Origin of the sequence: Nocardioides oceani, assembly GCF_030412965.1 — a bacterium.
In the GTDB taxonomy this organism is placed as follows: domain Bacteria; phylum Actinomycetota; class Actinomycetes; order Propionibacteriales; family Nocardioidaceae; genus Nocardioides; species Nocardioides oceani.
Genome location: NZ_JAUHJQ010000001.1, coordinates 703,417 through 728,862, shown reverse-complemented (window position 1 = coordinate 728,862; position 25,446 = coordinate 703,417). Strand labels below are relative to the sequence as shown.

Here is a 25,446-nt window from a genome sequence, read left to right as displayed (position 1 = left end):
GCGCTCAGCCGGCCAGCGCCACCACGACCAGCAGGAGCACCAGCACGGCGAGCGCGCCCGCGACGCCGCGCACCTCCGGCGGGAGCCCGGCCAGCCGGTGCCAGCCGTCGGTGGCGCCGCGGGCCAGCTGGTCACCGAGCCGGTCGATCCGTGAGGTCCGCGGACCGGCGGGACCCGGCGGCGGTGGTGGTGGCGGCGCTGGCCGCCGGGCGACCGTGGCCGAGGCGTCGGTCAGCACCGCGGTCGGCGGAGGGGGCGGGGGTCCCGGCGGCCCAGGCGGCCCAGGCGGCCCAGGCGGCGCGGTGCGCGCCGCGGGGACCGGGCCGGGGGCCAGGGCGTGCAGCCTCGTCGCGACCTCCGCGGCCGTCGGGCGCTGCCCCGGCTCCCGCTCGACCATCGCCGTGAGCAGCGGGCGCCACGGCGCCGGCAGCGACGGGGGTACCTCGGGCTGGCGGCTCAGCCGGGCGAGCGCCGCCTCGGTCGGCGACCCGGGGTAGGCCCGCTCGCCGGTCATCGCCTCGAGCAGCACCAGCCCGAGGGAGTAGACGTCGACGGCGCCGCTGACGTCCTCGCCGAGCACCTGCTCGGGGGAGAGGTACGCCGCCGTGCCGACCGCGGTGCCGGTGCGGGTGTGCCGGACGGTGTCGCCGATCAGCCGGGCGATGCCGAAGTCGGCCAGCTTGACCCGGGCGTCCGGTCCGAGCAGCACGTTCCCCGGCTTGACGTCGCGGTGGACCACCCCCTGCTCGTGGGCGTAGGCGAGCGCGTCGGCCACCTGCGCGCCGACCAGGGCGACCGTGCCGGGGGCCATCGGTCCGCGGGCGAGCTCGGCCGCGAGCGTCGGCCCCTCGACGAGCTCCATGACGAGGAACGGCTGCTCCGCCGTCGTACCCGCGTCGAGCACCATCACCAGCCCGCTGTGCGACAGGCCGGCCAACGTGCGCGCCTCGGCGGTGAACCGCGCGCGGTCGGCCTCGTCCTGGCTCGCGTCGCGCAGGACCTTGACCGCGACGTCGCGGCCCAGCAGCCGGTCGTGGGCGCGGTGGACGTCGGCCATGCCGCCGCGGCCGAGCACGGCGCCGAGCGCGTAGCGGCCGGCGAGGAGGATCGGGCCGGTGGTGGACACAGGTCCTCTCCGTTCTGTCGCAGGGTGGGGCGCAGCGCGCGAGCGCGTGCTCCGGGGAGGGAGTCGGGGGAGGCTCCACCGGTGTCGTGCCCGGTCCGGGCACCGCGCAATCCGCTCGGGCCACCCGCAGGCGTCCCGAGCGGGTGCGGGGTGTGGAATGACGCCCGTGAACCTCTTCGAGTTCGAGGGCAAGCGCCCGAACGTCCACCCCGACGCCTGGATCGCGCCGACCGCGACCCTCATCGGCGACGTGACCGTCGAGGCCGGCGCGAGCGTCTGGTACGGCGCGGTGCTGCGCGGCGACGTGTGCCGCATCGTCGTGCGCCAGGGCAGCAACATCCAGGACAACAGCGTCCTGCACGCCGGGCCCGACCAGGTGCTGACCGTCGGGCCGAACGCCACCGTCGGTCACGGCTGCGTCGTGCACTGCACCGAGGTCGGCGAGCAGGCGCTCGTCGGCAACGGGTCCACGTTGCTGGACGGCGCCACCGTCGGCGCCGGCACGCTCGTCGCCGCGGGCTCGGTCGTCACCCCCGGCACGGAGATCCCGGCGGGCGTCGTCGCGACCGGCACGCCGTGCAAGGCGGTCAAGCCGATCGAGGGCACGTCCTCGCAGTTCTGGGTCGACACCAACGCGGTGTACTACGCCGACCTGGCCCAGCGGCACGCCGGCAGCGCGCACCGGGTCGGCTGAACCCGAGCCCGCCTGACCCGCCTCGTGATGCTGAGCGTGCGCCGGGGCGCACCCTCGGCATCACGAGGCGGGAAGGAGGGGTCAGGGGGTCGCGCGCGGGTCGAGGCAGACCGCGACGAGCAGCCCGGGGCGGCGGCCGGTGAAGACGTCCCAGCCGCGGTCGAACGACACGATCCGCAGCCGGCCGCCGGTGGTCCGCACGAGCGCGGAGTCCGGCTGGGTGCCGGGGGCGAAGCCGGTGCTGGAGCAGTTGTGCTCGGCCATCACCCGCTGGACGGCCTGCGTGGAGTAGTCCATCGCCATGGCGGGCGGTCGTGCATCGGGCGTGGTGCTGCCCGACGCGGCCATCCCGGTGGTGACGGTCAGCGCGAGAACCGAGGCGAGCACGGCGGCCTTGACCGCGAGCAGCAGCGAGGACACCTGCGCCCGCGAGGGGCCTCGCCTGGTGGTGGGTCGCATCGCTGGCTCCCGCTGGTGGTTCGGGTGGGTACGCCGGTGACAACGACCCTCCCCGGAGCCGGTCACGTCCGGGTCGGCCGACGTGAGTGAAATCTCTGGACCGGGCGACCGGCGGGGCGATGGGCGAGGATGGCCCGCATGACCTCCGCCGACTGGTTCTCCTCGCCCGACGACGCCACCACCCGGCTCGCGGCGACGGGCTACCTCGCCGACCCGGCGACCGCCACGACGGCGTACCTCGCGGGCGCGCTGGAGAAGCCGCTGCTCGTCGAGGGCCCGGCCGGCGTCGGCAAGACCGAGCTGGCCAAGGCGGTGGCCCGCGCGACCGGCGCGGAGCTCGTGCGGCTGCAGTGCTACGAGGGGCTCGACGAGGCGCGCGCGCTCTACGAGTGGAACTACAAGAAGCAGCTGCTGCGCATCCAGGCCACCCAGGCGAGCCACGCGGGCGGCGACGCCACCAGCTGGGACGAGACCCACGACGACATCTTCACCGACGAGTTCCTGCTGACGAGGCCGCTGCTGACCGCGATCCGGCGGGCCGAGCCGACCGTGCTGCTCATCGACGAGGTCGACAAGACCGACGTCGAGGTCGAGGGCCTGCTGCTCGAGGTGCTCTCGGACTTCCAGGTGACCATCCCCGAGCTGGGCACGGTCACCGCCGTGCGCCGGCCGTTCGTCGTCCTGACGTCCAACGCGACCCGGGAGCTGTCGGAGGCGGTCAAGCGGCGCTGCCTCTACCTCCACCTGGACTACCCCGACGCCGAGCGCGAGCGGGAGATCGTCTCCAGCCAGGTGCCCGACCTCGACGAGCGGGTCGCGGGCCAGCTGGTGAGCACCGTCGCCCGGCTCCGCGAGCTGGAGCTGAAGAAGGCGCCGTCGATCGCGGAGTCCGTCGACTGGGCGCGCACCCTCATCGCGCTCGAGATCGGCGACCTCGACGACAAGGCGGTCGCCGACACGCTCGGCGTCGTCCTCAAGCACGCCTCCGACCACGACCGCGCGGTCCGCGAGCTGCGGCTGCGGAAGTGACCCGGTCGTGAGCGCCAGCGGCCTGCTCGACCGGCACATCGCGTTCCTCGAGGCGCTGCGCTCCGCGGGGCTGTCGGTGTCCCTCGCCGAGGACCTCGACGCGATCGCGGCGCTGTCGGCCCTGGAGTGGGGCAGCCGCGAGACCGTCCAGGCGGCGTACGCCGCCACGCTGGTCAAGAGGCAGTCGCAGCGGCCCACCTTCGACGCGCTCTTCGACCTCTACTTCCCGCGGATGGTCGGCTCCGGTGCCGGCGGGACGCTCGGGACCGGGGAGGGGGCCGACGGCGACGGTGACGGGCCGGACGCGGCCGGCCAGGAGTTCTCGGTCCGCGACGGCGCCGACGCGCTGCGCGACTTCCGCGAGCGGCTGGCCGAGGCGCTGGCCGCCGACGATCGGCAGGCGCTCGGCGACCTCGCCGCGGAGATGGTCGCGCGGTTCGGCGCGATGCCGGGCCGCGGGCCGGGGCTGTCGAGCTGGTCGGCGTACACCGCGCTCCAGCGGGTCTCGCCGACCGAGCTCGTCGACCAGCTGGTCGCGGGCCTGCTCGCGCAGGGGCGCACCGACGAGGAGGCCGAGCGCACCGCCGGCCGCCGGATCGGCGGCTTCACCCGGATGGTCGAGGACGACGCGCGACGCCGGATCGCGGAGGAGAAGGGCCCCCAGCACGTCGCGAACGTCGCCCTGCGGCCCAGCATCGACCGGCTCGACTTCCTGGCGGCCCGCCGCAGCGACCTGGAGCAGATGCGCCGCGAGATCTACCCGCTCGCGCGGCGGCTCGCGACCCGGCTGACCAAGGAGCAGCACGCGCAGCGGCGCGGCCCGCTGGACTTCCGGCGCACCGTCCGCGCGTCGATCTCGACCGGCGGCGTGCCGCTGGCCACCCACCACCGTCCGAAGCGCCCGCACCGCACCGAGCTGGTGGTGCTGTGCGACGTGAGCGGGTCGGTCGCCAACTTCGCGCAGTTCACGCTGCTGCTGGTCTTCGCGCTGCGCGACCAGTTCCAGAAGGTGCGGGCCTTCACCTTCATCGACCACGTGCACGAGGTCACCGACCACTTCCGGCCCGGCGCCGACGTCGCCGACGTGATGGCCGACCTCGCGGCGAGCACCGCGCACGCGGCGCTGTGGGGTCGCACGAACTACGGCCGCGCGATCACGAAGTTCGCCGAGGACCACGCCGACGCGCTCGGCCCGAAGTCCTCGCTGCTCGTCCTCGGCGACGCGCGCTCGAACTACTCCGACCTCGCCCTGGACACCCTCGGCGAGCTCGTCGGCGGCATCCGCCACGCGTGGTGGCTCAACCCCGAGCACCGTCGGCACTGGGACAACGGGGACTCCGCGGCGTCGCGGTACGGGGCCGTCGTGCCCATGGTCGAGTGCCGCAACCTGACCCAGCTCGGCGAGTTCGTGCACGAGATCCTCTAGACACGCCGGGCGGTTTCGGGGCCCGTGGATGCCGTGCTGCGCCGCGGTACGGCTAGCCTGCGGACCGCCGGACGTGCCTGCGGCACCACGCGCAGGCCGCCGGGCGTGCCGCCGGCCCCGACCGGGCCGGCACCGCACGACCCCCGCAGACCTGACAACGAACAGGAGCACGACATGAACAAGGGACAGCTGCGCGACGCCGTCGCCGAGCAGACCGGTCTGGGCAACAAGGAGGCCGAGCAGGCCCTCGACGCCGTCCTCGACAGCATCGTCAAGGCCGTCGCGGCCGGCGAGAAGGTCAGCATCAGCGGCTTCGGCACCTTCGAGTCGCGCGAGCGCTCCGCCCGCCAGGGCCGCAACCCGCAGACCGGCGAGACCATCGAGATCGCCGCGACCACCGCGCCGGCGTTCAAGGCCGCCTCCGCGTTCAAGACGGCGGTCTCCGGCAGCTGACCTGCCGCCCGACGCACGACGGCCGAGGGCCGGGCTCCCACGGGAGCCCGGCCCTCGGCCGTTCGGCGTCGCGACACCGAGCCGCCGGGCTCAACCCGCGAGGTAGCCCAACGACGCCAGCCGCTCCAGCTCGGCGCGGACGGCGGGGTGGTCGGCGGCGTCCGCGGCCCGGCCGCCGGCGACGTACGCGCTCTCCCGCGAGCCATCGACCGCCCCGGCCTCGAAGACCACGGTCAGCCGGTTGGGCGAGGACAGGTTCAGCAGCGAACCCAGCAGCGCGACGGGGTCGGCGCGGTCCTCCAGCGCCAGCACGCGCGTGGGCTCGGGGACCTGCGCCACCTGCGCGGCCGGTGCGCCGGCGGTGACCACCTGCTCGACCGTGAACGACGCCTCGGCGTCGGCGCCGACCGCCGCGGCCACCTCGGCGGCGGTCACGCCGCCCTGGGCGGAGCCCACGAGCATGACCCGGGCGCCGGGGTCGCCCTCCACGGCGGCCTCGACCGCTCGGACCACCTGGGCGGCGTACGGCGTCGCGTCGCCGCTCACCAGGCGCAGCCGCCGCCCGCCGCCGCTCGGGCCGGGCAGGTAGGCGATGTAACGCCCCTCCCCGACGCGTTCGACCGACACCGAGGCGGTCACCTCGTCCAGGGCGCTCATCAGGCCGGCGAGCCCGCGGGGCGCGTCGCCGGCGGCCGGCGCCGCCGGCGCGGTGGTGCCCTCCGGCTCGTCGACGACCCCGCCGGCGACGTCGCGCAGCGCCGAGCCGATGTCCGTCGCCAGGTCGTCGGCCCCGACCGCTCGCAGCCCGCTGCGGGCGGCCGCGCGACCGGTCTCCCCGGCGAGCAGCCCGACGGTGAGCAGCGAGCGCATCCGCAGGCCGTCGAGCAGCCCGCCGCCGCCGGAGACGTGCTCGAGCAGCTCGGGGTGGTCCTGGGCCAGCTCGGAGAGGTACGCCGCGACGTCGTCGCGGTCGAGCGCGTCGGTCTCGATGAGGCCGGCGCTCACGACCGGCCCGCCCAGGGCGACCTCGGGCGCGAGGTAGCCGATCGCCCGCCCGGCGATCGCGCCCAGCGTGCGGGAGGCCTCGGCGGCCAGCTCGTCGATCCAGCGGTACGTCGCCACGGTGGCGCGCACGACGACCGCATCGGCGTCCAGCTCGGCCGAGCGCCCGAGCAGCCCGTGCTTCTCGCCAGTGGCGGCCAGCACGTCGCGCTCGACCTCCGACCACGTGGCGGGGGCGACCTCCGCGGACTCGGCGACCGCCGGGTCACCCAGCACCTCCGCACCGAGCGCCGCGCGGGCCCGGGCCTCCTCGCCGGCGGCGTCGAACAGGTCGGCCAGCCGGCTCATCCGGTCGTACTTGTCGGCCAGGTCGGCCGCCTCGACCGCGTCGTGGGGCACGGTCGGCTCGTCGGCGGGGTCCACCAGGGGCGTCTGCTCGCTCATCGGGTCACCTCCGCCAGCACCGGCGCGAGCAGCGGGCCGAGCTCGGCCGGTTCCACGCGGCGTACCTCCACCCGGGCGGAGCCCGTGCCCCGCTCCCGGTAGGGGCGCAGCGCGTGCCAGCCGTCGGCCAGCAGCACCCACGACACGACGCCGACGACGGTCGTCTCCTCGCCGGAGGTGTCCGCGACCAGCGCGCGCAGCCGGCCCTGGGCCTCGCCGCTGAGGCCCGCCAGCAGGTCGAGCACGTCGGCGACGTCGTACGGCGTGCCGTCGCCGCCGCGGACGGTCGCGCCCTCCTGGGCGGCGAGCACGGCGAGGAGGTCGGGCCGGGAGGACCGCACGGCCTCGGCCGCGGCGTCGGCGAGCTCGTAGGGGAGGTCGACGTGCGCGGGGACGCTCGACCCGCCGCTCTCGTGGTCCTCGGGGAGCACGGCGACGCGGGCCAGCTCGGTCGGCCAGTGCGCGGCGGGGAACCAGGCCAGCTCGAAGGCGACGCCGTCGATCGTGGCGAGGGTCGCGACCGCGCCGCCGGCCTGCCGGTGCCAGGCGCGGGCGCGCAGCGGGCCGCCGCCGGTCCGCACCGCGACGTCGAGGTCGAGCGCCACGTCGGGGACCGCGAGCAGGCCGACCGCGCCGGCCAGGCCCTCGTCGGGGACGCCGTCGGCGAGCAGGCCCCGGCGGGTCAGCGACCCCACCGGCTCGTGCAGGGCGGCCATCGCGGCCGCCCTCGCCTCGTCCTCGGCCGACCCGCGGGAACGGCCGAGCCGCGACTCCAGGCCGCCCTCGCCGGCGGGTGCGGGCTCGTGGACGTCGAACGGGAGCGGGGCCCCACCGGCGTGCTCGGCGACGCAGCGCAGCTCGGGCAGCGTCAGCGCCACCCGGCGGGGGAGGGCGTCGAGCAGGCCGGCGGCCGGGTCGGGGGCCGGCGGCGTACTGAGGTCGACGAGGGTCACGGGTGCCTCACAGTCCGGGGAGGTGGACGCCGAGCCAGTCGCGGTGGCCGGGCGGGGGAGGGTCGAACGCGGCGAGCTGGAGGTCGGTCGGGTCGGCGGTGCGGCTGACGCCGGCCGGGTCGTCGGCGGCCTGCGCGTCGACGCGGGCGACCCGCGCCCGGGCGTCGGCGACGAGGCTGCCGGCCTTCCGCTCGACCTGGGCGATGGCGTCCTTGGCGCGGTCGACCTCGGAGAGGTGCTTGTCGAGGGAGTCGGCGGCCCGGTCGTGACCGGCGGCGGCCTCGCGGAGGCGGGCGGCGCGGTCGCGGACCCGCTCGCCCATCGACTCCGCGGCCCGGCCGGTCCAGCCCGTGCCCTCGGTGCGGGCCACGAGCTGGTCGGCCAGCGCCCGCAGGTCCGTGGCCTGCTCGCGCAGCTGGCCGACCCGTCGGCGCATCACGTCGGTGTCGCCGTACATCCGTCCTCCTCGCCGGGCCGCTCGCGGGGCAGGCCCCGCCTGCCGTCGCTTTCCCGGACGTCCCTGTCCCGAAACGCCCGGAGACGGCAGGATCAGCGCATGCACCGTCGTCGTCTGCTCCCCGCCACCGTGCTCGGCCTGCTCCTCGCCCTGACCGGCTCGCTCGCCGGCCCCGCCGGCCCGAGCTCCGCCGTCGACGACCGCACGGCCGCACCCGCGTCCGTCCGCGAGCTCCCCACCTCGGCGCAGCAGGCCGCCCGGCAGGCGAGCGGCGTGCGCCGGGCGGTGTTCGTCGGCAACAACTGGGACGGCACCGCGAGCATCGTGACGCCGGGCGGCTTCCGCCGGCTCGGCCGGATCGACATCATCCCCGACCGCGCCGAGCGGATGCAGGAGATCGCGCTCAACCCCTATCGGCTGGCGTACTTCCTCGCGATCCGGGCGCTCATCGGCGAGGGCCACGACCAGTACGTCGACGACATGTACTCCTCCAACGACGGCCGGCTGCTCGTCGTCTCACGGCCCTCGTTCGCCGACGTGGTCGCGATCGACCTGGCGACCCAGGAGATCGCCTGGCGGTTCCCCGTCGCCGGCGTCCGCTCCGACCACATGGCCGTCTCGCCCGACGGCAGGCGCGTCGTCGTCAGCGCCTCGACCGGCAACGTCGTCCACGTCATCCGGATGAGCGACGGCAAGGAGCTCGGCCAGTTCCCCTCCGGCGGCTCGCCGCACGAGAGCACCTACATCGACGACGGGAAGCGGATCCTCCACGCGAGCATCGGCCTGGTCTACACCCCGCTCGACGACCCCGCCCTCGACCCGCTCAAGGACGACCGGGTGCTGCAGGTCGTCGACGCGCGGACGAACGAGGTGATCCGGCGGTACGACCTGCGCAAGGCCCTCGACGAGCGGGGGATGACCGACGTCAGCACCGCCGTCCGGCCGATCACGCTGAGCCCGGACGAGCAGAAGATGTACTTCCAGCTCTCGTTCTTCCACGGCTTCGTCGAGCTCGACCGGCGCACCGGGATGATCACCCGCGTCAAGCGGCTGCCGAACCTCGTCCCGGACACCCCGCGCGAGCTCTACCTCCTCGACTCCGCCCACCACGGCATCGCGATGAACCACCGCGGCACCAAGATCTGCGTCGCCGGCACCATGTCGGACTACGCCACCGTCGTCGACGCCCAGACGTTCGCGACCGGCAAGCTGCTCAAGGGCGGGCTCAAGCCGTACTGGGTCACCCCCAGCTGGGACGGCAAGCACTGCTACATCTCGTGGAGCGGCTCGGACAAGATCTCCAAGATCGCCTACGCGACCGGCCGGATCGTCCGCAGCACGAAGGTGGGCTACCACCCGCAGCGGGTCCGCAACGGCTTCGTCGACCGCAGCCTGGTCGCCGGCCTGCCGAACGTCGTGCCCGACCGGTCGGTGCTCGGCGGGCTGCCCACGCCCTGACGGACCGCCTCACGGTCGGTCCCTGACGACCTGGAAGGCCTGGCTGGTCACCACGGTCCCGCCCGGCCCGGCGGGCCCGCCGACGTACCCCCGCTCCTCGAGGCGGTGCAGGGCGTCGACCACCGACGGGTGGGCGGTCCCGTCGCGCACCGCCCCCTCGAGCGCGACGGCGGCGGCGACGTGGTGGCGGACGTCGTGCGCAGCGGCCACCCCGGCACCCGGTCCGGGCGGGGAGCCGTCGAAGCGCACGGTGGTCTGCTCGGGGATGTCGCGGTTGTCCTCGCCGTCCAGCAGCGGCACGAGGTCGCCACGGTGCTCGAGGGACAGCACGTGGGAACCGGGCGGGAAGCCGTCGAGGTGGGCGGTCGGCGAGCCGGCAGTCACCACGTCGGTGACGTGGAACGGGCCGGCGCCGGCGAGCACCGCAGCCGCCACCATGCCGCCCTGGGAGTGCCCGACGAGCAGCACCGGGTCGTCGGGGCCGATGCCCGCCCGGTGCATCGCGTCGAGGACGCCCTGCTGGTAGGGGTTGTCGAGCCCGGCCACCAGCAGCAGGTTCGTGGCCAGGTCGCGCACGTCGCCGTCCTGGGTCCACGGCAGCGTCCCGAGGTCGTCGGTGCCGGGCAGGTGCACGACGTGGCGCACCGACCCGTCGGGAGCCGTGGCGGTGCGGACCTCGACCACGCCGTCGCCGCCGGTGCGGTGCACGCCGTCGAGGTCGCGGAGGACGTCGGCGAGGCCGCCCGGCTGCCGGACCGGCCGGGGAGGGCCGAGGGGCAGCGCGCGGCCCCGCCCGGGGTCGCCGTACGCCGCCGCGAGCACCGCCGCCGCGGCCTCGGTGTCCCGGGGCAGCCGCCAGGGTCCGCGCAGCACACCGGCCGACAGCAGCCCGTCGAGCAGGCCACCGCCCCCGTTGGCCAGGTGCTGCACGGCGTCGGGGTGCTCGGCGACGGCGTCCGCGAGCAGCCGGTCCAGCTGCGGTCCCAGCGCGGGTGCCAGCGCGGGTGCCAGCAGCGGGAGGGACGGCAGGAGCGGCAGGACCACCGGCAGGGCCGCGGGCAGCAGGGTCCCGAGCGCGCGGCCGAGCGCGTGGTCGACCACCTCGAGCGCCGCGCGCGAGAGGTCGTCGGCGGCCTCGAGCGCGGTCACGGTCGCGCGGACCGCCACGGCGTCGGCCTCCCAGTGCAGGCTCGCCACGAGCGCGCCGTCAGGGCCGGTCGCCGCTCCCAGCACGGCCGCCTCGGCCTCGGCGAAGGTCACCGGTGCGAGCACCGCCGAGTCGAGCAGGTCGCCGTCCAGGAGGGTCCGCCGGCCGACGTCGGCCCACCCGCGCATCCGGTCGCCCGCGCGGTCGTAGTCGTCCGCGAGCGCCCGCACGACGGCGTACGCCGCGGCGAGGCCGTGCGACCCGCCGGTGACCTCCACGACCCGGGCGACCTCGGGACCGCTCACCGCAGGAACCCCGGCAGCTCGAAGGTCAGCCAGTCGCGGTGGCCGCTCGGGGGAGGCGCCACCTGGTCGAGGAACCGGTCGACCAGGCCGCCCAGCCGGTCGCGGGCCGCGTCGACCAGCGCTTCGAACGTCCGTTCCGCGGCCGCCACCAGCTCGGTGCGCCGCTGGACCTCCGCGGCGTGCCGGTCCAGGGCCTCGGCGGCGTCCTCGTGCAGCCCGGCGGTACGCCGCAGCGCTCGTGCGCCGTCGTGGGCCCGGTCGCGCATCGCGTCGGCGGCGAGCCCCGTCCACCCGGTCGCCTCGGCGAGCCGGGCGAGCCGATCCGCCTCGGCGGCCACCTCCGCGGCCTGCTCGCGCAGCCGCGCCGCGAGCGCGCGGATCGCCGCCGCGTCGCCGTACCTGCTCCCACCCGCTCCGTCCATGGAGCGGGTCTGCCCGACCCGACCGGGCCGTTAACCCACCGTCGGGAGCGCTGTGGACAACCGCTCCAGGGCCGCCTCGATCTCCGACTGCTGGCCGGCGAACGACATCCGCACGAACCGCCCGCCCTCGGCGGTGTCGAAGTCGACGCCCGGCGCGACCGCGACCCCGACGCGGCCGAGCAGGTCGTGGGCGAAGGCCATCGAGTCGCCGGTGAGGTGCCCGACGTCGGCGTAGACGTAGAACGCCCCGTCCGCCGGCGCGAGCCGGGTCATGCCCAGGGAGGCGAGCCCGTCCAGGAGCACGCGGCGGTTCGCGGCGTAGCGCGCGACGTGCCCGTCGAGCTCGGCGTACGACGCGTCGTCGAAGGCGGCCAGGCACGCGCGCTGCGCGATCACCGGCGGGCAGATCGTGAAGTTGCCGGTCAGCACGTCCACGGCCCGCCGCAGCCGCTCCGGCACGAGCATCCAGCCGATGCGCCAGCCGGTCATCGAGAAGTACTTGGAGAACGAGGAGAACACGACCGCCTCGCGCGAGGTCTCCCACGCGCTGCGGGCCAGGGCGGGGGCGCCGTCGAGCGGGGCGTACTCGATGCCGTGGTAGATCTCGTCCGAGATCAGCTGCACGCCGTTGGCCTCGCACCAGGCCGCGAGCGCCGCGAGCTCCTCGGGCAGCAGCATCGTGCCGGTGGGGTTCGCGGGGCTCGCGACGACCAGCCCGCGCAGCCCCACCTCGGCGTGCAGCGCCGCGACCTGCTCGACCGTCGGCTGGAAGCGGGTGGCCGGCCCGGTCGCGATCTCGACCACCTCGCAGCCGAGCGCGGCCAGGACGTTGCGGTAGCAGGGGTAGCCCGGCCGGGCCATCGCCACCTTGTCGCCGACCTCGAAGGCCGCCAGGAACGCCAGCAGGAAGCCGCCGCTGCTTCCCGTGGTCACCACCACGTCCTCGGGGGACACGTCGATCCCGTGGGCCCGCCGGTGGTGGCCAGCGATCGCCTCGCGCAGCTCGTGGATGCCCGCGGCCGGGGTGTAGCCGAGCGGGTCGCCGGACTGCAGCAGCCGCACCGCCTCGGCCGCCACCGGCGCCGGCGCGCCCGTGCTCGGCTGTCCGGCCAGCAGGTTGAGCATGTCGCCGTGGGTGCGCTGCCGCGCCGCCGACGCCGCCAGCAGGTCCATCACGTGGAACGGCGGGACGTTGGCGCGGCTGGCGACGGCGAGGCGGTCGGTGGTCACGGCGCCGACCCTACGGTCCACCGCGCCCGCCGCCCCCGCTGGTCGAGCAGGAGGGCCGCCGGGCCCGACGTCGTCGAGACCCGGTGAGGTGGGCAGGGCGTGGGGACGGTGGAGGGGTCTCGAAGACGCTCGCCGGGGCTCGCTGCTCGACCAGCGGGGGTGGCGTACTGCTGGTCGAGCAGGAGGGCCGCCAGGCCCGACGTCGTCGAGACCCGGTGATGGGGGCAGGGCGTGGGGACGGTGGCGGGGTCTCGACGACGCTCGCCGGGGCTCGCTGCTCGACCAGCGGGGGTGGCGTACTGCTGGTCGAGCAGGAGGGCCGCCAGGCCCGACGTCGTCGAGACCCGGTGAGGGGCAGGGCGTGGGGACGGTGGCGGGGTCTCGACGACGCTCGCCGGGGCTCGCTGCTCGACCAGCGGTGCTCGCCGGGGCTCGCTGCTCGACCAGCGGGGGTTCAGGCGGAGGTGACGCGGGCGCGGGCGGCGGCGACGCCGGCACGGCGGCCGAAGAACGAGCCCTCGCCGAGCTGGGTGCCCGAGCAGTAGCCCTTGCCGTCCTGGGCGAGGTTGGAGGCGCAGGCGCCGGCGGCGTACAGGCCGGGGACGACCGAGCCGTCGGGGCGCTGGGCCTCCCCGTCGACGGTGGTCCGGATGCCGCCGAGGGTGAAGCCGGCGTAGATCGCCTTGCCGAGCGTCAGGTCGAAGACGGCCCAGGGGCCGACCCGCTGGGAGGCGAGCCAGTCGGGGTGCTTGTGGAAGTCGGGGTCCTCGCCGCGGTCGGCCGCGTCGTTGTAGCGGTCGAGCGTCTCCTGCACCGACCCGGTCGGCAGCTCGAGCGCCTCCTCCAGCTCGGCGACGGTCTCGTAGCCGTCGATGAGGGGGACGAGGGGGTACTTGGCGTACTCGACGTGCTCGCTGTCGACGACGAGGTACGCCGCGGAGCCGGGCTGCTCGACGACGAACTGCGACGTGCGCGAGTGGTAGGAGTCCTCGGCCACGAACCGCCTGCCCTCGCGGTTGACGATCACGCCCGTCAGCAGCACCGACGGCGGGTAGAACGGTGCGGTGACGAACGGCTCGTCCATGTGCTTGAGCTCCGCGCCGACCGACCGGCCGAGCCGGATGCCCAGGCCGTCGTCGTACGTCGAGCCGAGCACGAACGGCTTCTCGGCCAGCTTCGGGGTGTGCTCGGCGACCATGTCGGGGTTCATCACGAACCCCCCCGCGGCGAGCACGACGCCGCCGGCGCGCACGTGGCCGGTGGTCTCGAAGGACCGCCAGGCGACGCCCTGCACGGCCTCCTGGCCGTCGGGGCCCTCGCCGACGACGAGGTGGGTCGCGCCGGTCTCGTAGCGGACCTCGACACCCGCGTCGTCGAGCCGGTCGCGGAGCAGGTCCATGACCATCTTGGTGCCCTCGGTGTCGCCGGCGACCGGCACCTTGTGACCGCGGGGTGCGGGCCGGGCCTGGTCGCGGTAGGGCCAGACCTTCTCGCTGCCGGTGTACATCAGACCCTGGGTGCCGGGCTGGATGACGGCCTTCTCCGGGTAGTAGGACCGCTCGAACTCGAAGCCGAGGCCCTCGAGCCAGTCGAAGTGCTCGACCGACCCCTCGCAGTAGGCGCGGATCTTGTCGTGCTCGGGCTCCTTGGAGACCGCGACGAGGTACTTGTACATCTCCTCGACGGAGTCCTCGTGGCCGGTCGCCTGCTGCACCGCGGTCCCGCCGCCGAGGTAGAAGTGGCCGCCGGACAGGCTTGAGGTGCCGCCGTGGACCGCGGCCCGCTCGAGCACCAGCACCCGTGCACCGGCCCGGGCAGCCTCGAGCGCCGCGCAGCCGCCGGCGATCCCGAAGCCGACCACCACGACGTCGTACGCCGGGGTGTCGGCCGGCAGCGAGGAGGCCGGGATCGTCGCCGGGACCTCGGTGCCCTTGGTCGCGCTGTCGGGGGTCGTCGCAGTCATGCGCAGAATCTAGAACAAGTTCCAGTTCCGTGCGATCCTCGCGTCCATGGCCACCGCTGCGACCGGTCCCGGACCGTCCCTCGTGCTGATCGACGTCGACGGCGCCGAGCACCTCCTGCCGACGCGCGCGGGGGACCCGCTGCGGGTCGACGCGGGCGTCCTCGCGGCGGCGACCGGCTGGGTGCTGAAGCCGGTGGGGCTGTGCCGGGACGAGACGTGTGTCCCGCTCCTGGGGCGGACCGTCGCGGACCCCGAGGACCCGGACCTGGTCGACCTCGCCGCCTGGGCGGACGCACTCGGCCTGCTGGTCGCCTCGGACCTCGACGACGCCGAGCGACCGGTCGTCGCGCTCGCCCCGAGCGCCGCGGCCCGGGCGCGGGACCTCGGCGACGGCCGGGCGCCGAGCCTGGTGCTGCCGGACGTCGACGGCAACCCGGTCTCCTTCGACGACCTGTCGGGCCACAAGCGCGTGCTGGTCACCTGGGCGTCCTGGTGCGGGTGCCGGCACGAGCTGGCGGGGTGGCAGCAGCTGCAGGACGAGCTAGCCGACACCGGCCTCAAGGTGTTCTCGGTCGCGCTCGACGCCGACCCCGAGGACTCCCGCCCGTGGATCGAGGCCGGCGCGCCGACGTACCCCGTCGCGGTCGACACCGCCCACGTCACCGCCGAGCGGTACGGCATCACCAACGTCCCGTCGGTCGTGTGGGTCGACGAGGACGACCGGATCGTCAAGCCGCCGACGATCGCCCCGGGCGACGACCAGTTCGTGGCGTTCACCAAGATCGGCAGCGAGCAGCACCACGACCTGCTGCGGCGGTGGGCCCGCGAGGGCCAGCTGCCCGCGAGCGCCGACGCCCCGATGCCCGAGCGCACCGACGCCGAGCAGCTCGCGCTGGCCGAGCGGCGGGTCGCCGCGCACCTCCAGCGCACCGGCCGCACCGACGCCGCCCGCGCCCACCTGGCCACCGCCCAGGAGCTCGCGCCGTGGGACTGGACGGTGCGCCGGGGCGGGATCATGATGACCGGCGGCGACCCCTTCCTCGGCGAGGAGTTCACGTCGTTCTGGGAGGAGTGGGACGCCTCGGGGCGGCCGGGCTACACCCCCACGACCTGATCGGGGCACCCTCCCGGGCCGGTAGACTGCGGATCCGCCGCCCCGACCCGCAGAGGTGACATGACGTTCGACGCCCATCAGCTGGACGTCTTCCTGCTGGTCGGCTCGGCCGTCACCTTCCTGGCCGTCCTCGCGGTGCGCGCCTCGAGCCGCGCCGGCCTGCCCAGCCTGCTCATCTACCTGCTCATGGGCGTGCTGCTCGGCGAGGCCGGCCTCGGCATCGAGTTCGAGGACGCGCAGCTCGCGCACGCGCTCGGCTTCGGCGCGCTCGTCGTCATCCTGGCCGAGGGCGGGCTGACCACGAACTGGCGCGAGATCCGGCCGGCCATGCGCCTGGGCGTGGCGCTGTCGACGTTGGGCGTCGCGATCTCGGTGGGCGTGGTCGCCTCCGCGGCGCACTACCTGCTCGGGCTGGACTGGCAGCTGGCCGTGCTGCTGGGCGCCGCCACCTCGGCGACCGACGCCGCGGCGGTATTCTCGGTGCTCCGCGCGGTGCCCCTCCCACGGCGCCTCACCGGGGCGCTCGAGGCGGAGTCGGGCCTCAACGACGCCCCGGTCGTCGTGCTGGTCGTGCTGATCTCGACCGGCGCGGCCGCCGAGGACGGCCCGCTCGCGATGCTGGCGCTGATCGTCTTCGAGCTGGTCGCGGGTGTCGCGATCGGCCTGGCCGTCGGCTTCGGCGGCGCCTGGGTGATGCGGCGCGCGGCGCTCCCGTCCTCCGGCCTCTACCCGATCGCGATCCTGTGCCTGACCGTCCTGGCCTACGGCACCGGCGCCGCCGTCCACGCCTCCGGCTTCGCTGCGGTGTACGTCGCCGCGCTGGTGCTCGGCAACGCCGAGCTGCCCCACCGGGCCGCCACCCGGTCGTTCTCCGAGGGCATCGCCTGGATCGCGCAGATCGGCCTGTTCGTGATGCTCGGGCTGCTGCTCTCCCCGGGCCGGATCGGCTGGGACGTCGTCGGCCTCGCGTTCGCCTCCGGCCTCGTCCTCACCTTCGTGGCCCGGCCGCTCTCGGTGGCCGCGTGCGGCCTGGTGCAGCGGATGCCGGCGCGCGAGCTGGCATTCATCTCCTGGGCCGGCCTGCGCGGGGCTGTGCCGATCGTCTTCACGACCATCCCGCTCGCCGAGGGGATCGACGACGCCGAGCGGCTCTTCGACATCGTCTTCGTGCTGGTCGTCATCTACACCCTGCTGACCGGTCCGACGCTGCCGCTGGTCGCCCGCCTGCTGCGGGTCACGCGCCGGTCCGAGCCGCGCGACCTCGACCTCGAGGCGGCCCCGCTGGAGCGGATCGCCGCCGACCTGCTGCAGGTCACGATCAGCCCGCGCTCGCTCATGCACGGGGTGGAGGTCGGCGAGCTGCGGCTGCCCAAGGGCGCCTCGGTCTCGATGGTCATCCGCGAGGGGGAGACGATCGTCCCCGAGCACCGCACCGTCCTGCGCCGGGGCGACGAGCTCCTCGTCGTGACGCCGCGCAAGATCCGCGAGCGGACCGAGCAGCGGCTGCGGGCGGTCTCCCTCGGCGGCCGGCTCGCGCAGTGGCTCGACGACCGGGCGCCCGAGCGCCGCTAGCCCGGCGGGCTGCAGACGACCGAGTCGCGGCGGACGCGGACCGACTCCTTGCCCTCGACGAGCTCCTCGAAGCCGTCGCCCACGACGACGGTCACGCCGGGCTCGGTGGAGTCGCGGCGTACGACCTCCGCCTCGGGGCCGAGGCGGCTCGCGACCAGGCGGACCGCCGGGTGGGCCGGGGTGTCGGCCCAGATCTGGGCGACGGCGACCTCGGTGCCGTTCGGGGCGTTGCCGGTGTCGCCCTGGACGAACCCGCCGTCGACCAGCACCTGCATCGTCTGCCCGGCGAGCCCCTCACGGTCGCCGGCGTTGAGCACGCTCACGACGACCTGGTCGGCGAAGAGCCGGCTGCCCGCCGTGACGTCGGTGTCGACGCAGGTGGGGCTGTCGACCGCGCCGGGGACGGGCTCGGTCAGCGCCGACCACCCCCACGCCGCCCCGCCGAGGAGCAGGAGCGAGAGCACCCCGAGGGTCAGCAGCGTGCGGACCCGCCCGTCGATGCCTCCACGCGACCCGTCCACTAGGCGCTCCCGTCCATGGTGTGCACGCGCGCGTGCAGCACGTTGCGCTGGTGGAGGGCCGCGCGCAGGGCGCGGTGCAGCCCGTCCTCGAGGTAGTACTCGCCCCGCCACAGCACGACGTGGGCGAAGAGGTCGCCGTAGAACGTCGAGTCCTCGTCGAGCAGCGCCGCCAGCTGCAGGGTGTCCTTGGTCGTGACCAGCTGGTCGAGCCGGACCTGGCGTGGCGGCAGCGCCGACCACCCGCGGGCGTCCAGGCCGTGCTCGGGGTAGGGCCGTCCGTCCCCGACCCGCTTGAAGATCACGGTGCCGACCCTAGCGATCGCCGGGTCGGTGCAGGAGGGTACGACGAGGGCCGGGCCCCGGACCCGACGGTCGGAGCCCGGCCCACGGTGCCGGGAAGGGGGCCGCCGTTCAGGCGGACCAGCGCAGGGAATCGTCGACGAAGTCGGCGAGCGCGTGCACGCCGCGCAGGTCCTCGCGCTCCTCCATCAGGCGGGCGAGCGCCTGGGAGTGGCGCAGGCGGAGGGCCGCGCGCTGGGCCCGGATCTGCTCGAGCCTGTGGTCGATGGGGGTGGTGGGGTCGATCGCGATGGGGTTCTCCATGACGGCCTCCTCTACGGCTGGTCGATCGGGGTGGTCGATCGGGGTGGGACCAGCCTGAGGGGCCGAGGTCGCGCGGGGGTTGACGCGCGGTTACATCCAGGTTCCACGACAGCGGGCCACGGTGTGATCTACGTTGCACCGGTGACCAGCTCCGACGTGGACGAGATCTGCCGGCTGAAGTACCGCTACCTGCGCACGCTCGACACCAAGCAGTGGGACGAGTTCGAGCAGTGCTTCGTCCCGGAGGCGACCGGCGACTACAACGGCCTGGCCTTCGCCGACCGCAGCGCCCTGGTGGGCTACATGCGGGAGAACGTCGTGGAGGGGATGATCACCCTCCACCAGGCCCACCACCCCGAGATCACCGTCGAGGGCGACCGCGCCACCGGGCACTGGTACCTCCAGGACAAGGTCATCGTCGAGGTGTTCCGCTTCGTGCTCGAGGGCGCCGCGATCTACACCGACCGCTACGTCCGCACCCCGGCCGGGTGGCGGGTGGCCCACACCGGCTACCGCCGCACCTACGAGATGACCTGGAGCATGGACGACGTGCCCAGCCTCAAGATCAGCGGACCGGGCAGCCACACCCACGTCTGAGCGGGCCGCCGGCCCGGCCCCCGGAGGGGCTCAGAGCGTCATCTCCGTCCACGCCGTCTGCACCACGTCGACCCCCCGGTCGCGGGTCAGCAGGCGGCCGCGACCGGCGAGCGCCGGCATGGGCCGCAGGTTGCCGAGCAGCGGGCCCTCGTCGGGGCTGCCCGACAGCAGCAGGCCGGGCATCGCGAGGTCGCGCATCGACTGGATGACCGGCTCGTAGAGCGCGCGCGACGCACCGCCGGAGCGGCGGGCCACCACGACGTGCAGGCCGACGTCGCGGGCCTGGGCCATGAGCGGCTGCAGGGCGGCCACCGGCGAGGACTGCTGAGTGGCCACGAGGTCGTAGTCGTCGACCACGACGAAGACCTCCGCGCCGGTCCACCAGCTGCGGTTGCGCAGCTGGTCGGGGGTGACGTCGGGCCCGGGGATCCGGTTCTCCAGGTACGTCGCGAGGTCGCGCAGGGCGGGCTGGGCCTGGGTGGCGGAGGTCAGGTAGTTGAGGAGGTACTCCTCCGGCACCTCGCCGAGCAGCGAGCGCCGGTAGTCGACCACCGCGATCTGCGCCTGCTGCGGGCTGCGGGTGCGCATGACCTCCTGGAGGTAGGCGCGCAGCACCGAGCTCTTCCCGGACTGGCCGTCGCCGAAGACGAGCAGGTGCGGCTCGGTGTCGGGGTCGATCCCGACGGGAGCGAGCTCCTTCTCGTTGATGCCGAGGAGGATGCGCCGGTCGGCGACCTCCGCGGGCGGCGTCGAGGCGTCGGCGCCCGCCAGCCGGCGGACCTCGGCGAGCTCGATCCGCTCGGGGAGCAGCCGCAGCTTGGGACCGTCGGGGCCGGGCCAGGCCGCGGCCACCCGCTTGACCAGGTCGTCGACGCCGTCGCCGAGGCTCTCGGAGTCCGGGGTGCCGTCGATGCGGGGCAGCGCCCCGAGGAAGTGCAGCTTCCCGGGCACGAGACCGCGACCGGGCCGGCCGGCGGGGACCAGCTGGGCGATCTTGCGGTCGATCTCGGAGTCCATGGCGTCGCCGAGCCGCAGCTCCAGGCGGGTGCCGAACATGTCCCGCATCGCCGCGCGGAAGTCCGCCCAGCGCGTCGCGCCGGCGACCACGTGGAAGCCGAAGGTCAGGCCGCGGGTGGCCAGCTGCTGGATCTCCAGCTCGAGGTCGTCGAAGTCGGCGCGGATCGTGCTCCAGCCGTCGACGACGAGGAACACGTCGCCGTACCCGTCGTCCACGCGGCCGGCCGCGCGGCGCGAGCGGTAGGTCTCGATCGAGTCGATGCCGTTCGCGCGGAAGTACGCCTCGCGGCGGTCGACGATGCCGCGCACCTCGGCGAGGATCCGGCGTACGACGTCGGGCTCGGAGCGGCTGCCGACGCCGGCGACGTGGGGCAGCGCGGTCATCGGCGCGAACGTCCCGCCGCCGAAGTCCAGGACGAAGAACTGGCTCTCCAGCGGCGTCGTCGTGAGCGACATGCTCGTGACGACCGTGCGCAGCAGGGTGCTCTTGCCCGAGCGCGGCCCGCCGACGATCGCGACGTGCCCGCCCGCGCCGCTGAGGTTGACGGTCAGGGTGTCGCGGCGCTGCTCGCGCGGCCGGTCGACCGTGCCGAGGGGGACGACCAGGCCGCCGAGGTCGCGCCACGCCGGCGCGACCAGGCCCACCTCGGGGTCCTCGACGAGGTCCGACATCAGCTCGTCGAGGGTGTCGGGGACGTCCAGCGGCGGCAGCCACACCTGGTGCGCGGGCGGGCCCTGGCCGATCATGTGGCCGACCGCGATGTCGAGCAGCGACTCCTGGCTCTCCGGCTCGGCCACGGGGGTCGGCTCCGGTTCGTCGGCCTCGGGGACCTCGAGGGCCAGCACCTCGGCGACGGTGAACGGCAGGATGCCGCGCACGTTCCCGCCCTCGTCGCGGCGCACCCGCTGGCGGCCCGACGGCGGCCCGGAGACGTACGCCGCCTTGAACCGCACCAGCGTGGTCGGGTCGGGCTTGAGGTAGCCCAGGCCGGGGACCGGCGGCAGCTCGTAGGCGTCGGGCACCCCGAGGACGCCGCGCGACTCCTGGGCGCTGAACGTGCGCAGGCCGACCCGGTAGGACAGGTGCGACTCCAGGCCGCGCAGCCGGCCCTCCTCGAGGCGCTGCGAGGCGAGGAGCAGGTGCAGCCCCAGCGAGCGGCCGAGGCGGCCGATGGCGACGAAGAGGTCGATGAACTCCGGCTTCGCCGAGAGCATCTCGGAGAACTCGTCGACCACGATGAACAGCGACGGCAGGGGAGCGAGGTCCTCCCCGGCGCTGCGGGCCTTCTCGTAGTCGCGGACCGAGGCGTAGTTGCCCGCGTCGCGCAGCAGCTCCTGGCGGCGCACCATCTCGCCGGACAGGGCGTCCTGCATGCGGTCGACGAGGGTCAGCTCGTTCTCGAGGTTGGTGATGACCGCGGAGACGTGCGGCATCTCGCTCATGCCCGCGAAGGTCGCGCCGCCCTTGAAGTCGACGAGCACCATATTGAGCTGCTCGGGGCTGTGCGTCATCGCCAGGCCGAGCACCAGCGTGCGCAGGAACTCCGACTTGCCCGAGCCGGTCGCACCGATGACCAGGCCGTGGGGGCCCATGCCCTGCTGGGCGGACTCCTTGATGTCGAGGTGGACCATCGAGCCGCCCTCGCCGAGGCCGATCGGGACCCGCAGCCGGTCGCGCGCGGGTCGGGGGCGCCAGGCGGCGGTCGGCTCGAAGCGGCGTACGTCGCCGAGCCCGAGCAGGTCCATGAAGTCGGTCGGTCCGGTGATCTCGCCGCCGGTCGTCGGCTCGACCACGCCCGAGGCGACGGTGTGCAGCGGGGTGAGCCGCCGGGCGCACGCCTCGGCGGTGGCGAGGTCGCACTGGTCGGCCTTGGCCGGGATCGGCTCCTCGCGCAGGCGCAGCGCGAGCACGGGCTGGCGGCCCTGCCGGTCGGGGTGGCCCTGGACCTGGATCCGCAGTCGGCTGGCGTCCTCCAGCTCGTCCCACCGCGCGGGCAGGTCGAGGATCGTCATGCCGTGCAGGCCGTCGGGAGGGACCACGTGGTTGCCCGGCGGCAGCTCGCCGCCGTCGACGACGAGCAGGATGTGCGGGGTGGCGGGCCGCTCGTCGGCGCCGAAGCGGGGCCGGTCGCCCAGGTCGGGCGGCAGCAGGGCGGCGAGGTCGGCCAGGTTGGTGGTGACCATCCGCATCGGCCCGACCGCGTCGGACTGGCGGGCGCTCTGCGCGTGCGGCAGCCACTTGACCCAGTCCCAGTGGGCGAGGTTCGCCTCGGAGGCGAGCACGGCCACCAGGAGCTGCTCGGGGGAGTGGAAGGTCGCGGCCTCGCAGATCATCGCTCGGGCCAGCGAGCGCGACGGCTCCTCGTGCCCGCACACCTCGACGCGGTCGAAGGCGCGCAGGTCCACCGAGGCCGGCAGGTCGGGCTGGAGACGGTGGACCACGAGCAGCCGGTGCAGCGCGGAGGCCGCGGCCGGGTCGACCTGGTCGATCGGGGCGCTCTCCGGCGGGACGAGGTCGACGGCGAGGGGCTGCGCGCAGGTGCCGTACCGCACCTGGAGGAAGCGGGGGTCGGTCGCGCCGCGCTCCCAGACGCGGGAGCGCTCCTCGGCGATCGCGGGGAGGGCGGACGGCGCCGGGTGGTGCCAGGTGAGCGCCCGGCGCTGCTGGTCGGCGGACTCCCGGGCGAGCTTGCGGACGGTGGCGAGGTAGCGGAGGTACTCGGTGCGCGAGCCGGTGACCTGCTGGGCGCGCTGCTTCCGCTGGCGGTCGATCTGGACGACGATGAAGCCGATCGTCGCGAAGAGGAACATGCCCGCGGCGATGAAGCTGCGGGTGGAGTTGCCGCTCTGGCTGCCCATGGTCGCGACGAGCACGATCGAGCCGAGGCTGCCGAGCATCGGGATGGCGTTCATGAGCACGCCGGCCGCGCCCTCGTGCTCCTCGATCTGCGGCGGGGGCTGGAGGACGAGCTGGCCGGAGGGCATCTCCGGCTCCTCGGCGCGTGCCCCGCGAAGCGTCGTACTCACACCCAGGCTCCTCGAAAGGCCGTGTCCGCGGTCGAGCCGTCGGGTGCGGCTCCGGCGCCATCGTGCCCCGCCGGGAGCCGCCCAACCCTGCTCGCAGTCGCTCGATGATAGGCAGTGGCCGCGACAGCCGGCAGCGGCACGGATACCCTCCTCGCCACCGGGCGCTTGAGCCGCAGACCGCGTCGACCACGGAGGACCCATGGCCGGGGGCACCACCGACGTGCTGGCGCTGAGCATCCACGGGTCCGTCGGCGTCGTCGACCTCGTCGTGCCTGCGGAGGCGTCGGCCCGCGACGTGGCCGAGGCGTACGCCGCCCAGGCCGGGCTCGCGGCGGTCCCGACGCTGACCCGCGCGACCGGCGGTCCGCTGCGCGACGACGCCGTCCTGACCGACGTCGGCGTCGACGCGGGCACGGTGCTGGTCGCCCTGCTGCCGGGCGAGGTCACCCCGGTCGCCGGCGGCTCCGGGTCCCGCGACCGCCCGACGTCCGCGCCACGGCAGCAGGTCGAGCCGGGGCGGTTGTCGGTCCTGTGGTTCTGCGTCGCCGTCGCGGTCGCGGGGCTCGCCGGGTGGTTCGCAGCCCAGGCCGGAGCCGGCGACCTGCGCGACGCCGCGGTCGGGCTGCTCGGCCTGGCCAGCCTGCTCGCGGTCGTGCCGGTCGGCCGGTTCGCCGGGCACCGGGCCGTCGCCGCTCCCGCATTCGCCGGGGCGGCCGCCTTCGCGGTGCTGTGGGACCCGGCCGCCGAGCGGCTGCCCACGGTCGTCGGCACCGCCGCCCTGGTGGCCGCCGTGGCCGCCGCCGTCGCGCGTGCGCTGGACCGGCGCTCCGAGGAGGCGCTGCGGACCTGGATGGTCGTCGGGGCCGCGGTCTTCCTCGTCACCGTCCTCGCCGCGCTCGCGGACCTTCCCGCGCAGGCCGTGTGGGCGGTGCTGCTGGTCGCGGCGGTGCTCGCCGCACGGCTCGTCCCGGGCTGGGCGATCGACGTGCCCGACCAGCTCCTCGTCGACATCGAGCGGCTGGCGGTGACGGCGTGGTCGGCCCGTGAGCAGCAGCCCCGAGGGCGCCGCGGCCGCACCCTCGTCCGGCCCCACGCCGTCGCCGAGGTCGCCGCGCGTGGCTCGCGCATCATCACCGCCGCCTCCGTGGCGGTGCTGGGCGTCGCCGCGGTGGCCGCGCCGCTGCTGCTCGCGACCGCCACGGTGCCGCTGGACCGGATCGGGGCCCGGGTCCTCGTCGGCACGGCCGGCGCGAGCCTGCTCCTGGCCGCCCGCAGCTACCGGCACGTCGCGGCCCGCAGCCTGCTGCGTGCCGCCGGGCTGGCCTGCGAGGTCGCGCTCCTGGTCCACCTGCTCGAGCACCTCGACGGTGGCTGGGGCACGACCGTCGCGACGGTCGCCGTCGGCACCGCGGTGCTGCTGGTCGTCGTCGCCGTCGCGACCGGGCGCGGCTGGCGCTCGGCGTGGTGGTCGCGGCGCGCGGAGGTGCTCGAGGGCGTCTGCGGGTCCTTCGCCATCGCGTCGGTGGTCGTGGCGGTCGGCTTGTTCCGCGTCCTGTGGGAAAGGACTTTCTGAGGTTTAGGGGTCGAGGCCCCGGGTAGATCGTTGCCTGTCCGACCGGGCCGACCGGGAGGACCTCAGAACCTGAAGGGCACCTCCTGAGACGGCGGTCCCCGAGCTCAGGATCAACCGACCGGCGGCGACTGCCGCTGACCACATGAGGAGTAGCGACATGTCGCAGGGCAACTTCGGACAGGGCGAAGCAACACTCAGCCGCGCCGCGGGCATGGTCTCGGACGCGCACAACGACTTCACGACGCTGGCGAGCCGGCTCACCGACCAGCTCAGCGCCCTCCAGGGCAAGTGGGTCGGCGAGGGCGGCCGCGCCTTCTTCACCCTCCACCAGACCTGGAACGAGAAGCAGCGCACGATCGTCAACGCGCTCAACGACTTCGAGGCCTCGCTCAACTCGACCGAGCAGCTCAACGTCAACACCGACCAGGAGAGCGGCGGCGGGATGTCCAACCTGACCAGCCGGCTCGGCTGACCCGAACAGGAGACACAGACATGAACCTCGACGGAATCCGCGTCAACCACGCCGGCCTCGACACCGCGGCCGCGGACCTCATGCAGGCCGTGAAGAACATCGACGACCGCCTCAACCGCCTCGAGAGCGAGCTCGCCCCGCTCCGCAGCGACTGGGACGGCCAGGCCCAGCAGGCCTACCACGTGGCCAAGCAGAAGTGGGACACCGCGATCACCGAGATGCGCGACATCCTCACCCAGACCAGCCAGGCCGTCAGCCAGTCCAACGCCGACTACGCCGCCGCCGACAAGCGCGGCGCGGCCAGCTTCGGCGGCTGACCCGCACCACCCGCTGCACCCGCAGCACCAGCTGTTCCACCCCGGTCGGCCCGGGCCGCACGCGG

24 protein-coding genes are annotated in these 25,446 nt (G+C 74.9%); 11 read left to right on the top strand and 13 right to left on the bottom strand.

Features of this window, described 5'->3' with window-relative positions; all coding sequences use genetic code 11:
* Nucleotides 1-4 precede the first annotated feature (4 nt).
* Entirely contained in the window at nucleotides 5-1,126 is a 1,122-nt protein-coding gene (locus tag QWY28_RS03495; RefSeq protein ID WP_300950911.1) for a serine/threonine-protein kinase, read from the bottom strand.
* A 166-nt stretch (nucleotides 1,127-1,292) separates the two neighbouring features.
* Here QWY28_RS03495 and QWY28_RS03490 point away from each other — a divergent pair, with 166 nt between their 5' ends.
* Complete coding sequence (locus tag QWY28_RS03490; protein ID WP_300950910.1) at nucleotides 1,293-1,820, top strand: gamma carbonic anhydrase family protein; 528 nt, start codon at nucleotides 1,293-1,295, stop codon at nucleotides 1,818-1,820.
* A gap of 81 nt (nucleotides 1,821-1,901) precedes the next feature.
* Here the strand turns inward: QWY28_RS03490 and QWY28_RS03485 are convergent, their stop codons facing one another.
* Entirely contained in the window at nucleotides 1,902-2,279 is a 378-nt protein-coding gene (locus tag QWY28_RS03485) for a hypothetical protein (protein WP_300950909.1), read from the bottom strand.
* A gap of 138 nt (nucleotides 2,280-2,417) precedes the next feature.
* Between QWY28_RS03485 and QWY28_RS03480 the strand changes: the two genes are divergently transcribed.
* From QWY28_RS03480 to QWY28_RS03470, 3 genes are all read left to right on the top strand, one after another.
* Entirely contained in the window at nucleotides 2,418-3,308 is an 891-nt protein-coding gene (locus QWY28_RS03480) for an AAA family ATPase (protein WP_300950908.1), read from the top strand.
* 7 nt (nucleotides 3,309-3,315) lie between these two features.
* The gene (locus tag QWY28_RS03475; RefSeq protein WP_300950907.1) at nucleotides 3,316-4,734 is read left to right on the top strand and encodes a vWA domain-containing protein; all 1,419 of its coding nucleotides are present in this window, start codon (nucleotides 3,316-3,318) and stop codon (nucleotides 4,732-4,734) included.
* Between the two features lie 174 nt (nucleotides 4,735-4,908).
* Complete coding sequence (locus QWY28_RS03470) at nucleotides 4,909-5,187, top strand: HU family DNA-binding protein (RefSeq protein ID WP_500690664.1); 279 nt, start codon at nucleotides 4,909-4,911, stop codon at nucleotides 5,185-5,187.
* Between the two features lie 90 nt (nucleotides 5,188-5,277).
* Here the strand turns inward: QWY28_RS03470 and QWY28_RS03465 are convergent, their stop codons facing one another.
* Genes QWY28_RS03465 through QWY28_RS03455 form a run of 3 tightly spaced genes read right to left on the bottom strand, consistent with a single transcriptional unit; the run spans nucleotide 5,278 to nucleotide 8,043 of the window.
* Complete coding sequence (locus QWY28_RS03465; protein WP_300950905.1) at nucleotides 5,278-6,633, bottom strand: hypothetical protein; 1,356 nt, start codon at nucleotides 6,631-6,633, stop codon at nucleotides 5,278-5,280.
* Nucleotides 6,630-7,586, bottom strand: a complete 957-nt coding sequence (locus QWY28_RS03460; protein ID WP_300950904.1) for a hypothetical protein — start codon at nucleotides 7,584-7,586, stop codon at nucleotides 6,630-6,632. The genes QWY28_RS03465 and QWY28_RS03460 overlap by 4 nt, the downstream gene beginning before the upstream one ends.
* Before the next feature lie 7 nt (nucleotides 7,587-7,593).
* A complete protein-coding gene (locus QWY28_RS03455) occupies nucleotides 7,594-8,043 on the bottom strand; it encodes a hypothetical protein (RefSeq protein ID WP_300950903.1) in 450 nt (149 codons plus the stop codon).
* Nucleotides 8,044-8,142: 99 nt separating this feature from the next.
* On the opposite strand from QWY28_RS03455, the gene QWY28_RS03450 reads away from it, so the two are divergent.
* Nucleotides 8,143-9,501, top strand: coding sequence for a YncE family protein (locus QWY28_RS03450; protein ID WP_300950902.1), 1,359 nt, complete (start codon nucleotides 8,143-8,145; stop codon nucleotides 9,499-9,501).
* Nucleotides 9,502-9,510: 9 nt separating this feature from the next.
* Here the strand turns inward: QWY28_RS03450 and QWY28_RS03445 are convergent, their stop codons facing one another.
* The 4 genes from QWY28_RS03445 to QWY28_RS03430 form a co-directional block, all read right to left on the bottom strand.
* The gene (locus tag QWY28_RS03445) at nucleotides 9,511-10,953 is read right to left on the bottom strand and encodes a hypothetical protein (RefSeq protein WP_300950901.1); all 1,443 of its coding nucleotides are present in this window, start codon (nucleotides 10,951-10,953) and stop codon (nucleotides 9,511-9,513) included.
* Nucleotides 10,950-11,375 carry a FliH/SctL family protein gene (locus QWY28_RS03440; protein WP_300950900.1) on the bottom strand — a complete coding sequence of 142 codons (426 nt, stop codon included), beginning with the start codon at nucleotides 11,373-11,375 and terminating at the stop codon, nucleotides 10,950-10,952. Before QWY28_RS03440 ends, QWY28_RS03445 begins: the two co-directional genes overlap by 4 nt.
* A gap of 30 nt (nucleotides 11,376-11,405) precedes the next feature.
* Nucleotides 11,406-12,605 carry a pyridoxal phosphate-dependent aminotransferase gene (locus tag QWY28_RS03435; RefSeq protein WP_300950899.1) on the bottom strand — a complete coding sequence of 400 codons (1,200 nt, stop codon included), beginning with the start codon at nucleotides 12,603-12,605 and terminating at the stop codon, nucleotides 11,406-11,408.
* 454 nt (nucleotides 12,606-13,059) lie between these two features.
* A complete protein-coding gene (locus QWY28_RS03430) occupies nucleotides 13,060-14,568 on the bottom strand; it encodes an FAD-binding protein (protein WP_300950898.1) in 1,509 nt (502 codons plus the stop codon).
* 46 nt (nucleotides 14,569-14,614) lie between these two features.
* On the opposite strand from QWY28_RS03430, the gene QWY28_RS03425 reads away from it, so the two are divergent.
* Nucleotides 14,615-15,682 carry a TlpA disulfide reductase family protein gene (locus tag QWY28_RS03425; RefSeq protein WP_300950897.1) on the top strand — a complete coding sequence of 356 codons (1,068 nt, stop codon included), beginning with the start codon at nucleotides 14,615-14,617 and terminating at the stop codon, nucleotides 15,680-15,682.
* A gap of 60 nt (nucleotides 15,683-15,742) precedes the next feature.
* Nucleotides 15,743-17,254, top strand: coding sequence for a potassium/proton antiporter (locus tag QWY28_RS03420; protein WP_300950896.1), 1,512 nt, complete (start codon nucleotides 15,743-15,745; stop codon nucleotides 17,252-17,254).
* On the opposite strand, the gene QWY28_RS03415 is transcribed toward QWY28_RS03420, so the two are convergent.
* From QWY28_RS03415 to QWY28_RS03405, 3 genes are all read right to left on the bottom strand, one after another.
* Nucleotides 17,251-17,775 (bottom strand): LytR C-terminal domain-containing protein, encoded by a 525-nt coding sequence (locus tag QWY28_RS03415; RefSeq protein ID WP_300950895.1) that lies wholly within the window; start codon nucleotides 17,773-17,775, stop codon nucleotides 17,251-17,253. The genes QWY28_RS03420 and QWY28_RS03415 overlap by 4 nt on opposite strands.
* The gene (locus tag QWY28_RS03410; RefSeq protein ID WP_300950893.1) at nucleotides 17,775-18,077 is read right to left on the bottom strand and encodes a type II toxin-antitoxin system VapB family antitoxin; all 303 of its coding nucleotides are present in this window, start codon (nucleotides 18,075-18,077) and stop codon (nucleotides 17,775-17,777) included. The genes QWY28_RS03415 and QWY28_RS03410 overlap by 1 nt, the downstream gene beginning before the upstream one ends.
* 109 nt (nucleotides 18,078-18,186) lie before the next feature.
* A complete protein-coding gene (locus QWY28_RS03405; RefSeq protein ID WP_300950892.1) occupies nucleotides 18,187-18,378 on the bottom strand; it encodes a hypothetical protein in 192 nt (63 codons plus the stop codon).
* Between the two features lie 141 nt (nucleotides 18,379-18,519).
* Here QWY28_RS03405 and QWY28_RS03400 point away from each other — a divergent pair, with 141 nt between their 5' ends.
* On the top strand, nucleotides 18,520-18,975 hold the full coding sequence (locus QWY28_RS03400) for a nuclear transport factor 2 family protein (RefSeq protein WP_300950891.1): 456 nt from the start codon (nucleotides 18,520-18,522) through the stop codon (nucleotides 18,973-18,975).
* 30 nt (nucleotides 18,976-19,005) lie between these two features.
* Here the strand turns inward: QWY28_RS03400 and eccCa are convergent, their stop codons facing one another.
* Complete coding sequence (gene eccCa / locus QWY28_RS03395) at nucleotides 19,006-23,019, bottom strand: type VII secretion protein EccCa (protein ID WP_336622400.1); 4,014 nt, start codon at nucleotides 23,017-23,019, stop codon at nucleotides 19,006-19,008.
* 199 nt (nucleotides 23,020-23,218) lie between these two features.
* On the opposite strand from eccCa, the gene QWY28_RS03390 reads away from it, so the two are divergent.
* The 3 genes from QWY28_RS03390 to QWY28_RS03380 all read left to right on the top strand — a co-directional run bounded on the left by QWY28_RS03390 (nucleotide 23,219) and on the right by QWY28_RS03380 (nucleotide 25,381).
* Complete coding sequence (locus QWY28_RS03390; protein WP_300950890.1) at nucleotides 23,219-24,592, top strand: hypothetical protein; 1,374 nt, start codon at nucleotides 23,219-23,221, stop codon at nucleotides 24,590-24,592.
* Nucleotides 24,593-24,749: 157 nt separating this feature from the next.
* Complete coding sequence (locus QWY28_RS03385) at nucleotides 24,750-25,064, top strand: WXG100 family type VII secretion target (protein WP_300950889.1); 315 nt, start codon at nucleotides 24,750-24,752, stop codon at nucleotides 25,062-25,064.
* A gap of 20 nt (nucleotides 25,065-25,084) precedes the next feature.
* Complete coding sequence (locus QWY28_RS03380) at nucleotides 25,085-25,381, top strand: WXG100 family type VII secretion target (protein WP_300950888.1); 297 nt, start codon at nucleotides 25,085-25,087, stop codon at nucleotides 25,379-25,381.
* Nucleotides 25,382-25,446: the final 65 nt, after the last annotated feature.